Source organism: Bacteroides sp. 43_46, assembly GCF_001915455.1.
GTDB classification, from domain to species: domain Bacteria; phylum Bacteroidota; class Bacteroidia; order Bacteroidales; family Bacteroidaceae; genus Bacteroides; species Bacteroides caccae.
In genome coordinates, this window is record NZ_MNQN01000109.1 from 21,172 (window position 1) to 35,997 (window position 14,826).

A 14,826-nucleotide genomic window follows, 5' to 3' on the forward strand; every position below is an offset into this window, starting at 1 on the left:
TTATCTCCAAAATCTTTCATTCAGAGGTAATTCCTTTTGGTCAGTTTCGGAAAGCGCAATTACTTTTTATCTTCCAAATGTCTTTTGCGATAACCGTTAGGAGTCTCACCTATGTTTTTGTAAAATGCAGCGTAAAAAGATTGACGATTTGCAAAGCCAACCATAGCGCTAATTTCTTCCACATTTTTGTCGGCATAACGTTTATCCGTCAATAAATGCAAAGCATCTTTTACTCTGTATTCATTTAACAGACAAGAATAGTTCATGCCAAAGCGAGAGTTAACTACTGCAGAAAGATAACGAGTATTCGTTTTCAATTCTTTCGCCAAATCCTTTGCTGAATAGTCAGGATCCTTGTACTTTTTCTGTACAACAATGATATTCAATATCTTGTCATACAACTCATCTGCCAATTCCGGTCTGATTAAAGACCTGTAAGCAGCCTTCTTTTCTTTCTTTTCCCTCAAATTGTAGGGACGTTTTTTAGGAGTTTCCTCCGTTTTTTTGTTCTCTAAATCACTCATTGAATTAACTGGTTAGGGTTTGTTCTTTTTGTTAATAATTGCTCATTTGCAACCTTAGATGTTACAAATGTCTTACTTTTTTTTTAAACACACAATTATTTTGTGCATTTTTTTTCTAAATAAACAATCAAAAACCTTGAAAAAGAGAGATTTGGTTTGATTAATAAGAAACTTTAACCTTTATATAATTCATCTTAGAAACTGAAATCTATACATAACGCAAGTTGTGAAAGAAAAACGTACCTTTGCAGCAAATTTAAATAATCGTCAATGAGAGAAACTCTAAAAACATATTTCGGTTACGATAGTTTCCGTCCCTTGCAAGAAGAAATTATCCGTCATATTATGAGCAGGCAGGATGCACTGGTATTAATGCCCACCGGCGGAGGAAAGTCCATCTGTTACCAACTGCCGGCACTGCTTTGCGAAGGCACGGCTGTCGTGGTTTCTCCCCTCATTTCACTGATGAAGGACCAGGTGGAAGCATTGCAGGCCAACGGCATTGCCGCCGGAGCGCTGAACAGCAGCAACGATGAAACGGAAAACGCCAACCTGCGCCGCGCCTGTATCGAAGGCCGCCTGAAACTGCTTTATATATCACCGGAAAAGTTACTGGCAGAAAAAGACTATCTCCTGCGGGATATGCATATCTCACTGTTCGCTATTGACGAGGCTCATTGCATTTCCCAATGGGGACACGACTTCCGTCCGGAATATACGCAAATGGGAATGCTCCACCAACAATTCCCGCAAGTACCGATCGTTGCATTAACCGCTACTGCGGATAAAATCACCCGCGAAGACATTGTCCGCCAACTGCATCTGGTTCACCCCCGTACCTTTATTTCTTCTTTCGACCGGCCGAACATCAGCCTGACTGTCAAACGAGGCTTTCAGGCAAAAGAAAAGAACAAGGCGATTCTGGAGTTTATCAACCGACACAGCGGAGAAAGCGGGATTATTTACTGTATGAGCCGGAGCAAAACGGAGACCGTGGCGCAGATGTTGCAAAAGCAGGGAATCCGGTGCGGAGTCTATCATGCCGGATTGTCCGCACAGAAACGGGACGAGACACAGGATGATTTTATCAATGACCGCATTCAGGTGGTATGCGCCACGATTGCTTTTGGTATGGGAATCGACAAATCAAATGTGCGTTGGGTCATTCATTATAATCTGCCCAAAAGTATCGAAAGTTTTTATCAGGAGATCGGGCGTGCCGGACGTGATGGGTTGCCGAGCGACACGGTTCTGTTCTATTCGCTGGGCGACCTGATCCTACTGACCAAGTTTGCCACAGAAAGCAACCAGCAAAGCATTAACCTGGAAAAGCTCCAACGGATGCAACAGTACGCAGAAGCCGATATCTGCCGGAGAAGAATCTTATTGAGCTATTTCGGTGAAACGGCGACGGAGGACTGCGGTAATTGTGACGTCTGCAAGAACCCTCCGCAACGGTTCGACGGGACTGTCATTGTACAAAAGGCATTGAGCGCCATTGCACGCACTGAACAGCAGATCGGTACAGGCGTATTGATTGACATTCTTCGTGGAAGTTATTCGACGGAAGTGACCGGAAAAGGGTATCAGGAACTAAAGACTTTCGGTGCCGGACGGGAGATTCCACCACGCGACTGGCAGGATTACCTGCTTCAAATGCTGCAACTCGGTTATTTCGAAATTGCGTATAATGAGAACAATCATCTCAAAATTACGCCAAGCGGAAGCGATATTTTATTCGGAAGAACAAAAGCCATGCTCGTCGTCATTCATCGTGAAGAAGTTTCAACAAGCAAAGGGAAAAAGAAAAAAATAGTGGTTACAAAAGAACTACCACTCGGTTTGCCGGGGACAGAAAGCGAAGATCTGTTTGAAGCGTTGCGCGGATTAAGAAAGCAGCTTGCCGACCAGGAAGCACTTCCCGCTTACATTGTTCTGTCAGACAAAGTATTACATTTGCTTTGTATTTCCCGCCCCACCACCATTGAAGAATTCGGTTCGATCAGTGGTATCGGTGAATACAAAAAGAAAAAATACGGAAAGAACTTCGTAAATCTGATTCGGCAGTTCGTCTGACAATCCGTTGAAAAAAATCCATTTCTTGTCAAGAGCAAGTTTACATATTATTAACAAGGAAGGGGAGGAAACGAAAGGACAGTGAAGGAATCAGCTCCTCTCATCTGTTCTCCCCCTCATCCCCGGGGTGTATAGGCATAAGAAGGAAGACGAGCAACGGTCTGCCTAGGGGTAAAAGGTAATGAGGTGCCTTGTGAACGGTTTAAACAGAGCCTCTATTTCCGGTAAACAGAGCCTCCGTTTCTATAAAATAGAGGCTCTGATAAGGAGAAACAGAGGCTCTATCCGGCAGAGTAGAAACGGGCAGATACAAAAATAGGGAGGCAATCGCCCCCCTATTCTATCTCAATTAAAATCAAATGATATCTTATTATTACTTATACAAAGATACTATATCCAAAAGCCAAAGTCAAGTTTTTAAGGCATTATTTTCATCCGTTTACTTTCAAAAGGCATTTGGCATAAACTGCACATTACTTACATTGCTGAAGTTGTTCGTGCAGATCGGCAGGCGGTACGCCCAAAGAAATAGCTTTCTCAAAATCGGCTTTCGCCAGCGCTTTCTTTTTCTGCATCAGGTAAATGTTACCGCGCAACAAATATGCGTCAGCCGAAGAAGCATTCAGGCGAATAGCTTCTTCCAAATCGACCAGCGCCAGGTCTTCATGCTTCATATCCCGTTCCACATCGGCGCGGGCAACGTAGAGCGTAGCGTCCTCCGGAGTCTCTACGATCATCTTATTCAGGATGTCGAGCGACTCACGGAATTTCTCCTCTTTCTGTTCCAGAGTAGCCAGTCCGAGGCGGCCGCTGTAACTCTGCGGGTCAAGTTCCAGCAAACGGTTATAATCAATCCATGCAGCAGGATAATCTCTACGAAGGATGTAGATATAGGCACGCATCAGCAAAGCCTCTTTATTCTGCTTGTCTTCATCAAGCACTCGGCAATAGTCAGTATAAGCACGGTCCGTCCGCCCCGTTTCCATGTAGATAGCGGCACGGTCGAGCAGAATCGGGACTGCCAACGGAGCGAAGTTCAATGCAAAAGAATAGGATTCGAGTGCCTTGTCATACTCGCCCAGACGACGCTGCACCAAGCCCAGATTGGAAAAGAGCAACGCATTTTTCGCATTCTTCGGTTCCAGTTTCAATGCCTGGAGCAACAGTTCTTCCGCCCGGTGAAAACTGTCCTTCTCAATACACTCTATCGCTTTCTCGGACAACTGCTGATAGGTTTGCGCACTCAACGCAACCGGAAAGCAGAACAGCAACGCTATAATAATTCTTACCATACGGTTCAGGTTTAATGAATAACTTAGTCCAACGGATACGCATCAAATGCGAACAACTCTGTTGACAAATAACGCTCTCCCGTGTCAGGTAACAACGCTACGATTTTTTTGTTCTTGAATTCGGGACGTCCCGCCAACAAACGGGCCGCATATACTGCCGCTCCCGAAGAAATCCCGGCGAGCAAACCTTCGGTTGCCGCCAATTCACGTCCCACACGAATCGCTTCATCATCGGGCACGCTTATTACTTCGTCCACCACAGACGCATCATAAAGTTTCGGAATAAAATTGGCACCAATCCCCTGAATACGATGCGGAGCCGCCTCTCCTCCTTCCAGAACCGGAGATGCTGCCGGTTCCACGGCTACAACATGAATTTTCGGATTATGCTTCTTCAATGCACGGGCTACACCGCAAATCGTTCCTCCCGTACCAACTCCCGCCACAAAAGCCGCGACTTCGCCGTCCGTATCTTTCCATATTTCCTCGCCTGTCGTCCGTTCGTGAACGGCGGCATTGGCCGGATTCTCGAATTGCTGTAAAATCACCGAACCGGGAATACTGTCACGCAGTTCCTCCGCTTTAGCGATAGACGCTGCCATGCCTCCCAGTCCGTCCGTCAATACGATTTGTGCACCGAGTGCCTTCAACAGATTCCTCCGTTCCAGGCTCATCGTTTCGGGCATAGTCAATATGAGATGATAACCTTTTATAGTAGACACCATTGCCAGCCCGACACCGGTATTTCCACTTGTGGGTTCGATAATCGTCGCACCGGGTTTCAGAACTCCGCGAGCTTCGGCGTCTTCAATCATCGAAAGAGCCACCCGGTCCTTCACACTCCCTGCCGGATTGAATGCTTCCAGCTTGGCGATAATATTTTGTTCCATACCATATTTCCCGCAATAACCGGAAAGTTCCATTAGAGGAGTATTACCTACCAGATCGGTTAGTTTCTTTACTATCTTTGCCATTTTATTACATTTTATGTCACTTGTACGACAAAGATAGAGAAAAAAAGGTATGTTTTATATCACATCATGAGAAAGATAAGGAAAAGTATAGTAACTTTGTATCCGTTCAATCTTTTTAAGTTTACAGATATGAAAAAGAGAATCATACAATTTCTCACGACTTATTTTTTGTTTGTCCTCTTATTTGCACTTCAGAAACCTATCTTCATGGTTTATTACCGTGAATTATATATCAACGCGTCTCTCGGAGACTATTTCCGGGTCATGTGGCACGGACTTCCCTTGGATTTATCACTGGCGGGATATCTGACCGCTATTCCGGGCCTGCTGCTCATCGCCTCCGCCTGGACCGATTCATCCGTGCTCCGCCGTATCCGCCAAGTCTACTTCGGACTGATTGCTTTCATCATGGCTTGCATCTTTATCGTCGACCTGGGATTGTACGGCTTTTGGGGATTCCGCCTGGACGCCACTCCGATTTTCTATTTCTTCTCCTCTCCCAAGGACGCCATGGCAAGTGTCAGCTTTTGGTTCGTACTGCTGGGGATAGTAGCCATGCTGATTTACGCCGGTATTTTATACTGCATTTTCTACTACGTACTGATCCGCGAGAAGAACCCCATGAAGATACCTTATCGCCGGCAAAATGTCTCCCTCGCATTATTATTACTGACGGCAGCGCTTTTCATCCCTATCCGCGGCGGTTTCACCGTATCGACCATGAACTTAAGCAAAGTATATTTCAGCTCCGACCAACTGATGAACCATGCCGCCATTAATCCGGCATTCAGTTTCATGTACTCTGCCACGCATCAGAATAACTTCGAGAAGCAGTATCGTTTCATGGACCCTAACACAGCCGACAAGCTATTTGCGAAAATGGTGGACAAACCCGCCACACCGGCCGACAGTATCCCGCAACTCCTGAATACCCAACGCCCGAATATCGTCTTTATCATTCTTGAAAGTTTCTCCACACACCTGATGGAAACTTTCGGTGGGCAGCCGAATGTAGCTGTCAATATGGATAAATTTGCCAAAGAAGGTATCTTATTCAGTAACTTCTATGCCAACAGCTTCCGTACCGACCGTGGTCTGGCGTCTATCATCAGCGGATATCCCGGACAGCCGAGCACCAGCATTATGAAATATCCCGAAAAGACGGACAAACTTCCTTCGATCCCGCGCAGCTTGAAAAACGCCGGATACAACCTTGAATATTATTACGGCGGAGATGCGGACTTTACGAATATGCGCTCTTACCTGGTATCTTCCGGTATCGGAAAGATTATTTGCGACAAGGATTTCCCTTTGTCCGAACGTACCGGCAAGTGGGGGGCACAAGACCACGTATTATTCCAGCGTCTGCTGAAAGACATGAAAGAGGAAAAGCAACAGGAACCGTTCCTGAAACTTGTCCAGACTTCAAGCAGCCACGAACCTTTTGAAGTTCCGTTTCACCGGCTGGATGACAAGGTTCTCAATGCATTCGCTTATGCCGACAGTTGCGTAGGCGACTTCATCAAACAATACCAGGAACTCCCACAGTGGAAAAATACAGTATTTGTACTCGTTCCCGATCATCAAGGAGCCTATCCATATCCGATCGAGAATCCACTGGACGGACAAACAATCCCTCTTATTTTAATTGGAGGCGCGATAAAGGAACCGCGTGTGATAGATACTTATGCCTCGCAGATTGACATTGCCGCCACCCTGCTTTCACAACTGGGACTGCCACACGATGAATTTACTTTCAGCAAGGATATCCTGAATCCGTCATCTCCTCATTTCGGATATTTCACCCGCCCGAACTACTTCGGTATGGTGACTCCCGAAAATCAATTGGTATATAATTTGGATGCCAACACCGTACAACTTGACGAAGGAACGGAGAAAGGAGCAAATTTGGAAAAGGGAAAAGCTTTCTTGCAAAAGCTCTATGACGACCTGGCCAAACGTTAGAATAACAGAAATACAGATTATTTATTAAGCGGTATAGAACAATATCTTTTTCTTTATTGTATATTTGCAACGTTCAAAAATATAACAATAAAGACTGATGATAAATACCGAAATTATCAATTTCCTTTCGGAAGTGGACACCAATGTCTTCCTGTTCTTCAACGGCATACATTCCCCCTTTTGGGACTATTTTATGAGTGCTTTCACGGGGAAAATTATATGGGTACCGATGTACGCTACCATATTATACATATTGCTAATCAATTTCCATTGGAAGGTAGTCCTGTGCTATGTGGCTGCGATCGCGCTTACCATAACCTTTGCCGACCAGATGTGCAGCAGTATCATCCGTCCGGTCGTGGCACGTCTGCGTCCTGCCAATCTGGAAAATCCGATTGTAGACCTGGTGCATATCGTAAACGGCTATCGCGGAGGAAGTTACGGTTTTCCTTCCTGTCATGCCGCCAACTCTTTCGGCCTTGCTATGTATGTAGTATTCCTGTTCCGTAAACGCTGGTTAAGTGTTTTCATCATAACCTGGGCAGTTCTCAATTGTTACACGCGCATATACTTGGGCGTACATTACCCCGGAGACTTAATTGTAGGAGGCATCATCGGAGGGTTCGGCGGCTGGCTGTTCTGTACGATTGCCCATAAAATAGCTTCTTACCTGCAAGAGCCTTCCCGTGTAAGAAGAAATACTATCAGACAAACATCGGTCACTATGTATGTAGGCTTCCTGACAGTACTCGGCATTATTATTTACTCTACAATCAAAAGCTGGTAGAAACAAGAAGCAATCCGAAATATATAAAGAAAAGAAAAGCCTGACAACCGGGAAAAGTTGTCAGGCTTTCTTATATGAAGGGGTTACCCGATAAAGGGATATTACCCGCCTGATACAATTATTCTTTTTATCAAGCCTTTCTAATGTAATCTACAATCCATTGTCCCACTTCTTTGGTTCCGTATTTGGCACCACCGGCAACTTGGATTTCAGGTGTACGTACATTCTCGTCCAGAGAAGCGTCTACTGCTTTACGAATCAACGCTCCTTCTTCTTTAAGGTCGAAATACTCGAACAACATAGCTACGGAAAGAATCTGTGCCAACGGATTAGCAATATTCAGCCCTTTAGCCTGCGGCCATGAACCGTGAATCGGTTCGAACACCGGAGTACTTTCCCCTGTAGAGGCCGACGGAAGTAATCCCATAGAACCACTGATTACAGAACCTTCATCGGTCAGAATATCACCGAATGTATTTTCCGTTACCATTACGTCAAAGAAAGCCGGCTCCTGAATCATCTTCATCGCAGCATTATCCACAAACATATAATCAGTCGTCACTTCCGGATACTGAGGGGCCATTTCCTGTGCAATCTGACGCCACAGGCGGGAAGAAGCAAGGACATTCGCCTTATCTACCACGGTCAAGTGTTTTCTGCGCTTCATTGCATATTCGAAAGCTACTTTCAGGATACGTTCAATTTCCGGACGGGTATAATAGTTAGTGTCATAGGCCTTGTCGTTATCCTGATATTTCTCGCCGAAGTACATACCTCCGGTCAGTTCGCGGATACAGATGAAATCTGCATTTTCTACCAGTTCCGCACGCAACGGTGATTTGTGAATCAAGCATTTGAATGTCTGTACGGGACGGATGTTAGCGAAAAGTCCCAACTTCTTACGCATTGCCAGTAATCCCTGTTCCGGACGGACTTTGGCAGTAGGATCATTGTCAAACTTCGGGTCGCCGACAGCAGAGAACAAGACTGCATCCGCGTTCTTACAAGCCTGATATGTTTCTTCCGGAAACGGATCTCCTACCTCGTCAATGGCATTCGCGCCACAGATTGCATATTCGTAACTTACTTTGTGACCAAACTTCTCGCAAACGGCACTCATCACCTCTACACCTTGCACAGAGATCTCCGGTCCGATACCGTCGCCTGCTAATACAGCAATTTTAAAATCCATAATCGTTAATTCTTCTATTTATATATACTTATAAAACATTCTTCGGACAAGCTGATTCTCACCTACTCTTTCTCATATTCATCTTCAATGATATTCAGCATTTTCACGGTTGCCTTAATGGCAGCCTCGGTCTGGTCCGCATCCAGTCCGCGCGTACGGAAAGCACAGTCCTCATAACTCCACATGATTACTGTCTGTACAAAAGCGTCCGTGCGTCCGCCCGGAGGAATTGTTACCGTATAATTGGTCAGCATCGGGAATTTACGTCCCAGTGTCACCTTATATATCTTACGCAAAGCACGCACAAATGCATCATACTGACCGTCACCGCTCGAACTTTCCTCGTACTCCTTGCCATTGATTTCTATTTTCAGCGTCGCCATTGGTTTCAAGCCATGAGCCAGATTGACAAAGTAACTTTTCAGTCTGACCTTCTCACCTATCGCACCATGCTTCAACACATCGGAAACGATATACGGCAAATCTTCCTGGGTCACCAATTCTTTCTTATCCCCCAATTCGATGATACGCTCCGTCACCTTACGCATAGAGTCCTCGTCCAGTTCCAGACCGAGGTCCTCCAGATTCTTACGGATGTTCGCCTTGCCGCTGGTCTTTCCTAACGCATACTCCCGCTTTCTTCCGAACCGTTCGGGCAACAGGTCATTGCAATACAGGTTATTCTTATTATCACCGTCAGCATGAACTCCGGCAACCTGCGTAAAGACATTCTCCCCCACAATCGGCTTATTGGCAGGAATGACAATACCCGAATATGATTCTACCACCCGACTGACATCATTCAGGCGACTCTCATCAATATTGGTCACTGCATTGAAGTGGTCTTTCAGAATAGCCTGCACACTTGAAAGAGGAGCATTGCCCGCGCGTTCGCCCAGTCCGTTGATCGTTGTGTGCAATCCTTTGGCACCGCTCAACACGGCAGCCAGCACATTGCTCACCGCCAGATCATAGTCATTGTGGGCATGGAAATCGAAGTGCATATTCGGATAATGCTTCTTCATCTTCCGCATATATTCAATTACCTGCAACGGATTCAGGATACCCAAAGTGTCAGGCAGCATATAACGTTTGATACTGGTATGCTTCAATCCCTCCATGAGTTGAAATACATATTCGGGAGAGTCCTTCATTCCGTTGCTCCAATCCTCCAGATAGACATTGACAGCAATATCCTGTTCATCGGCATAGCGCACCACATTGATGATATCCTCAATATGTTCTTCGGGACTTTTCTTCAATTGCTGCGTACAGTGTTTCAGCGAACCTTTGCAAAGCAGGTTGATGACGCGGCAACCGGTATGCTGTATCCAGTCCACCGAAGTATGGCCGTCTACAAATCCCAGCACTTCCACTTTATGAAGCAGATTGCGGCGGGCTGCCCAGTCGCAGATCATCTTCACGGCTTCAAACTCACCGTCCGACACACGCGCCGAAGCAACCTCTACCCGGTCTACTTTTAAATCCTCCAACAGCAAACGGGCAATCATTAGTTTCTCATGAGGCACAAAAGATACTCCGCTGGTCTGTTCACCGTCACGGAGCGTTGTGTCCATGATCTCTATTTTGACGCCTTGTTTTCCCATTCTTCGATTTTATTTTTATTGCTTAGCAAGAAATCTATATCATCCAGTCCGTTCATCAGACAAAGTTTCTTATAAGCGTTGATTTCAAAATGTTCACTCTTGCCTGTAGCCTTGTTAGTAATGGTCTGTTCGGGAAGATTCACCTCCACTTCCATTTTCGGGTCAGCATAGATAGAGTCGAACAATTCCTGAAGAAATCCTTCTGTAACGACTACCGGAAGCACGAAGTTATTCAACTCGTTATTCTTATGAATATCTGCAAAGAAACTGGAGACTACCACCCGGAAACCATAACCCGCAATAGCCCAAGCAGCATGCTCGCGGCTCGAACCGGAACCGAAGTTCTTCCCTGCCACCAACACCTGTCCCCCATAAGTAGGATTGTTCAGCACAAATTCTTCATTCAGTGAACCGTCGGCATTATAACGCCAGTCACGAAACAGATTATCGCCGAAGAACTTTTCTTCACGAGTCGTTGCTTTCAGGAAACGGGCCGGAATAATCTGGTCAGTATCTACATTTTCTAAAGGGAGAGGTACACAAGTACTTGTTATTATATTAAATTTTGTCTTAGCCATCTTTGTCTACTATTTTAAAATTTGCAATTTCTCGATTGTCAATTACATTAATTCTCTAGGATCGGTAATCACCCCTGTCACCGCTGCGGCAGCAGCTACCAGCGGACTGGCAAGCAAAGTGCGTGCACCGGGTCCCTGACGCCCTTCAAAGTTACGGTTACTGGTAGATACGGAATATTTTCCGGCAGGAATCTTATCATCATTCATCGCCAGACAAGCAGAACATCCCGGTTGGCGGATTGCAAAACCGGCTTCCGTCAATATCTTGTCTATTCCTTCCTTCCGAATCTGCGCATCTACCATCCATGAACCCGGAACCAGCCATGCTATCACGTTTTCCGCTTTCTTACGTCCTTTCACAATAGAGGCAAACGCACGGAAATCTTCGATACGGCCATTTGTACAAGCACCGAGGAACACATAATCAATCTTCTTGCCCAACAAAGATTCGCCCGGTTGAAAGCCCATATAATCCAGTGACTTCTTGAAAGAAACCTGTGCTGTTTCACTCATTCCTTCAGTAGTAGGAATATGCCGGGTGATCCCCATACCCATTCCCGGATTCGTTCCGTAGGTAATCATCGGTTCAATATCAGCTGCATCGAAACGCACTTCTTTGTCAAATACGGCATCATCATCGCTCTTCAACGTCTTCCAATATTCCAAAGCTTTGTCCCACGCCTCCCCTTGCGGAGCACTTTCACGCCCCTTGATATATTCAAAAGTCACTTCGTCCGGAGCCACCATACCACCACGTGCACCCATTTCGATAGAAAGGTTACAGAGAGTAAGGCGTCCTTCCATAGTCAGATTACGGATAGCCGAGCCGGCATATTCTACAAAGTATCCGGTAGCACCGCTTGTAGTCATCTTAGACATCATATAAAGCGCCACATCTTTTGCAGTCACTCCTTTGCCCAGTTCACCGTCCACTGTGATACGCATTGTTTTCGGCCGCGACTGGAGAATACATTGCGATGCCAGCACCATTTCCACCTCACTGGTTCCGATACCGAAAGCGATTGCTCCCATAGCACCGTGAGTAGAAGTGTGTGAATCACCGCACACGATTGTCATTCCCGGCAAAGTCAAGCCACGTTCGGGACCTACTACGTGAATAATACCATTCTTTGGATGCATCATGCCAAAGTGCGTCAATCCGAAATCCTTGGCATTTTTCGTAAGTGTATCGACCTGTGTCTTGGAAACCGGATCTTCAATCGGCTTGTCCTGATCATGTGTCGGTGTATTATGGTCGGGCATACAGAATACCTTTTCCGGACGCAACACTTTGATCCCACGTTCACGCAGTCCTGCAAAAGCCTGGGGACTGGTCACTTCATGGCAATATAACCGATCTATATAAAGCTGTGTCGGGCCGTCTTCCACGGTAGTCACCACATGGGCGTCCCATATCTTATCAAATAATGTATTCATCTGTCTATTTACTATTTTACTAATTACTATTTACAAATTTAGTCAATCCCTGTAATGCTGAGATATGACCTCAGTCTCTATCTTATGATTTGAACTTGTTGATACAGTCAATATAGGCTTCTACCGAAGCGGCGATAATATCCGTATTAGCTCCGAAACCATAATATATCTGGTTATCGTATTCCACCTGCATGTGAACTTTACCTACGTCATCACTTCCCTTGCTGATAGCCTGAATAGTAAATTCTTTCAGTGTCATGTGGCGGTCAACAATCTTCTTCAATGCTTTGATAGCAGCGTCCACCGGACCATTACCACTGGCACAAGCTTCAAACTTCTCACCGGAGATATTCAATCCGAGACTGGCTACCGAACGTACACCGACACCACTTGTCACCTGCAAATAATCCAACTTGATGCGATGATTCACACTGCGGTCGGCACCTGCCAATACCAGTATATCATCGTCGTTGATATCTTTCTTCTTATCAGCCAGTTTCAGGAATTCTTCGTAAACCTTATCCAGCTTATCCTGTTCCAAATTAACACCCAAGATATTCAGGCGGTTCTTCAATGCAGCACGTCCGCTACGGGCAGTCAATACGATAGAGTTATCATCGATACCCACATCGTGCGGATCAATAATCTCATAGGTCTGTACATTCTTCAAGACACCGTCCTGATGGATACCGGAAGAGTGTGCAAAAGCATTCCGTCCGACAATCGCCTTATTCGGCTGTACCGGCATATTCATCAAACTGGATACCATGCGGCTTGTCGGATAAATCTTCTGGGTATTGATATTTGTCTGGATATCGATTTCGTGATGACTCTTGATAATCATAGCGATTTCTTCGAGTGCAGTGTTACCGGCACGTTCACCGATACCGTTAATTGTAACTTCCACCTGACGGGCGCCGTTCAAGACACCTGCTATAGTGTTTGCAGTTGCCATACCCAAATCGTTGTGGCAATGAGTAGAGATAATTGCATTATCAATACCGTCTACATGGTCAATCAGGTATTTAATCTTGGCACCATATTCAGAAGGCAAACAGTAACCGGTCGTATCCGGAATGTTCACCACCGTAGCACCGGCTTTAATAACAGCTTCTACCACACGTGCCAGATATTCATTATCCGTACGGCCTGCATCTTCTGCATAAAATTCCACATCATCCACAAAACGACGCGCATATTTTACAGCAGCTACCGCACGTTCGATAATTTCTTCACGGTTCGAATTGAATTTGTATTTGATATGCGAATCAGAAGTTCCGATACCTGTATGAATCCGTTTGTGCTTAGCAAACTTCAATGCGTCTACAGCTACATCAATATCCTTTTGAACAGCACGGGTCAAGGCACAAATAGTAGGCCAGGTCACCGCTTTAGAAATCTCAATCACAGAATTAAAATCACCCGGACTTGAAATTGGGAATCCTGCTTCAATCACGTCTACTCCCAGAGCTTCCAATGCCTTCGCAACTTGAATCTTTTCTACTGTATTCAACTGACACCCCGGAACCTGTTCACCATCGCGAAGGGTGGTATCAAAAATAAATAACCTATTGTCCATCTTCTATTTATATTATATAATTATTAGCATTAAAAAAGCCTTTCACACATGGAAGTGAGAAAGGCTTTCGTATATCTTTATTATACACATTTACGCGTAGCACTCACTTCCACTAACCCTTGATAGTAGAATAATAATACCGCATAGTAGAATATGTATAAACATCTGATTCATCTTTTGTCTCTTTTATTAGTTTGACGGTGCAAAGGTATAGATAATTTCTTTACCACCAAATAATACGTTACTTTTTTATCATAAAAAACTTCATTTCATAAGTTAAAGGCAAATTTTATAAATAATGTATCACTTATAGAGGTAAGTTCCATTAAACAGAAAAAGGGAACGTCGTGTCTTATACACTTCGTCCCCTCTTTCGTTATCGTTCTAAGTCAATAGATTACTTCTTATTGCAGCATTCTTTCTTTTCTGCACAGTCTGCTTTCTTGTCGCAAGCAGTAGCGCAAGAATCTTTAGCCTGGCAGCAAGAATCAGCTTCTTCAACAACGGCAGCAGCTTCTACTGTTTCTACAGTTGTTTCTTCGCCTTCAGTAGCAGCATTATTAGTTTTGTTACCTGCACAAGACATTATTGCAAAGGAAAATGTTACTGCAACAGCAGCTAAAAATAGTTTCGTTTTCATACTCTTTAAATTTGCTTTAAACGTTGAATAAAATAATTGTCGGTGACAAATATAGCATAAATTTCCCAGACTACCAAAACAGATGAAGCCCCTCCGGTATTTCTACTGAAGGGGCTTCATAAAAAACGGCGGCTACCTACTCTCCCACTGTTACGCAGTACCATCGGCGTGACGA

12 protein-coding genes are annotated in these 14,826 nt (G+C 45.0%); 3 read left to right on the forward strand and 9 right to left on the reverse strand.

Annotated elements, in window-relative coordinates; translation table 11 throughout:
• Positions 1-59: 59 nt before the first annotated feature.
• Positions 60-524: a helix-turn-helix domain-containing protein gene (locus tag BHV72_RS10310; protein ID WP_005679660.1), complete on the reverse strand. Its 465-nt coding sequence runs from the start codon at positions 522-524 to the stop codon at positions 60-62.
• Positions 525-794: 270 nt separating this feature from the next.
• Between BHV72_RS10310 and recQ the strand changes: the two genes are divergently transcribed.
• Positions 795-2,600: a DNA helicase RecQ gene (gene recQ / locus BHV72_RS10315; RefSeq protein ID WP_286855746.1), complete on the forward strand. Its 1,806-nt coding sequence runs from the start codon at positions 795-797 to the stop codon at positions 2,598-2,600.
• Between the two features lie 473 nt (positions 2,601-3,073).
• Here recQ and BHV72_RS10320 read toward each other — a convergent pair whose 3' ends face one another.
• Both BHV72_RS10320 and cysK read right to left on the reverse strand, forming a co-directional pair.
• Positions 3,074-3,892: a tetratricopeptide repeat protein gene (locus BHV72_RS10320; protein ID WP_286855748.1), complete on the reverse strand. Its 819-nt coding sequence runs from the start codon at positions 3,890-3,892 to the stop codon at positions 3,074-3,076.
• Positions 3,893-3,915: 23 nt separating this feature from the next.
• Positions 3,916-4,866: a cysteine synthase A gene (cysK, locus tag BHV72_RS10325; protein WP_195651915.1), complete on the reverse strand. Its 951-nt coding sequence runs from the start codon at positions 4,864-4,866 to the stop codon at positions 3,916-3,918.
• Between the two features lie 129 nt (positions 4,867-4,995).
• On the opposite strand from cysK, the gene BHV72_RS10330 reads away from it, so the two are divergent.
• The gene (locus BHV72_RS10330) at positions 4,996-6,831 is read left to right on the forward strand and encodes an LTA synthase family protein (RefSeq protein ID WP_182317092.1); all 1,836 of its coding nucleotides are present in this window, start codon (positions 4,996-4,998) and stop codon (positions 6,829-6,831) included.
• 97 nt (positions 6,832-6,928) lie between these two features.
• Positions 6,929-7,618, forward strand: coding sequence for a phosphatase PAP2 family protein (locus tag BHV72_RS10335; RefSeq protein WP_122271842.1), 690 nt, complete (start codon positions 6,929-6,931; stop codon positions 7,616-7,618).
• 130 nt (positions 7,619-7,748) lie between these two features.
• Here BHV72_RS10335 and leuB read toward each other — a convergent pair whose 3' ends face one another.
• The 6 genes from leuB to BHV72_RS10365 form a co-directional block, all read right to left on the reverse strand.
• Entirely contained in the window at positions 7,749-8,810 is a 1,062-nt protein-coding gene (leuB, locus tag BHV72_RS10340; RefSeq protein ID WP_005679671.1) for a 3-isopropylmalate dehydrogenase, read from the reverse strand.
• A gap of 62 nt (positions 8,811-8,872) precedes the next feature.
• Positions 8,873-10,417 (reverse strand): hydroxymethylglutaryl-CoA lyase-like TIM-barrel protein, encoded by a 1,545-nt coding sequence (locus BHV72_RS10345; protein WP_005679672.1) that lies wholly within the window; start codon positions 10,415-10,417, stop codon positions 8,873-8,875.
• On the reverse strand, positions 10,393-10,995 hold the full coding sequence (gene leuD / locus BHV72_RS10350) for a 3-isopropylmalate dehydratase small subunit (RefSeq protein ID WP_005679673.1): 603 nt from the start codon (positions 10,993-10,995) through the stop codon (positions 10,393-10,395). Before leuD ends, BHV72_RS10345 begins: the two co-directional genes overlap by 25 nt.
• Positions 10,996-11,037: 42 nt before the next feature.
• On the reverse strand, positions 11,038-12,432 hold the full coding sequence (gene leuC, locus BHV72_RS10355; protein ID WP_005679675.1) for a 3-isopropylmalate dehydratase large subunit: 1,395 nt from the start codon (positions 12,430-12,432) through the stop codon (positions 11,038-11,040).
• 82 nt (positions 12,433-12,514) lie between these two features.
• Positions 12,515-14,011, reverse strand: a complete 1,497-nt coding sequence (locus tag BHV72_RS10360) for a 2-isopropylmalate synthase (protein WP_005679676.1) — start codon at positions 14,009-14,011, stop codon at positions 12,515-12,517.
• Positions 14,012-14,408: 397 nt separating this feature from the next.
• Entirely contained in the window at positions 14,409-14,651 is a 243-nt protein-coding gene (locus BHV72_RS10365; protein ID WP_286855751.1) for a hypothetical protein, read from the reverse strand.
• Between the last annotated feature and the right edge of the window lie 175 nt (positions 14,652-14,826).

Coding starts and splice junctions, on each gene's coding strand:
- BHV72_RS10310 (WP_005679660.1), bottom strand. CDS start 524: ATGAGTGATTTAGAGAACAAAAAAACGGAGGAAACTCCTAAAAAACGT.
- recQ (WP_286855746.1), top strand. CDS start 795: ATGAGAGAAACTCTAAAAACATATTTCGGTTACGATAGTTTCCGTCCC.
- BHV72_RS10320 (WP_286855748.1), bottom strand. CDS start 3,892: ATGGTAAGAATTATTATAGCGTTGCTGTTCTGCTTTCCGGTTGCGTTG.
- cysK (WP_195651915.1), bottom strand. CDS start 4,866: ATGGCAAAGATAGTAAAGAAACTAACCGATCTGGTAGGTAATACTCCT.
- BHV72_RS10330 (WP_182317092.1), top strand. CDS start 4,996: ATGAAAAAGAGAATCATACAATTTCTCACGACTTATTTTTTGTTTGTC.
- BHV72_RS10335 (WP_122271842.1), top strand. CDS start 6,929: ATGATAAATACCGAAATTATCAATTTCCTTTCGGAAGTGGACACCAAT.
- leuB (WP_005679671.1), bottom strand. CDS start 8,810: ATGGATTTTAAAATTGCTGTATTAGCAGGCGACGGTATCGGACCGGAG.
- BHV72_RS10345 (WP_005679672.1), bottom strand. CDS start 10,417: ATGGGAAAACAAGGCGTCAAAATAGAGATCATGGACACAACGCTCCGT.
- leuD (WP_005679673.1), bottom strand. CDS start 10,995: ATGGCTAAGACAAAATTTAATATAATAACAAGTACTTGTGTACCTCTC.
- leuC (WP_005679675.1), bottom strand. CDS start 12,432: ATGAATACATTATTTGATAAGATATGGGACGCCCATGTGGTGACTACC.
- BHV72_RS10360 (WP_005679676.1), bottom strand. CDS start 14,011: ATGGACAATAGGTTATTTATTTTTGATACCACCCTTCGCGATGGTGAA.
- BHV72_RS10365 (WP_286855751.1), bottom strand. CDS start 14,651: ATGAAAACGAAACTATTTTTAGCTGCTGTTGCAGTAACATTTTCCTTT.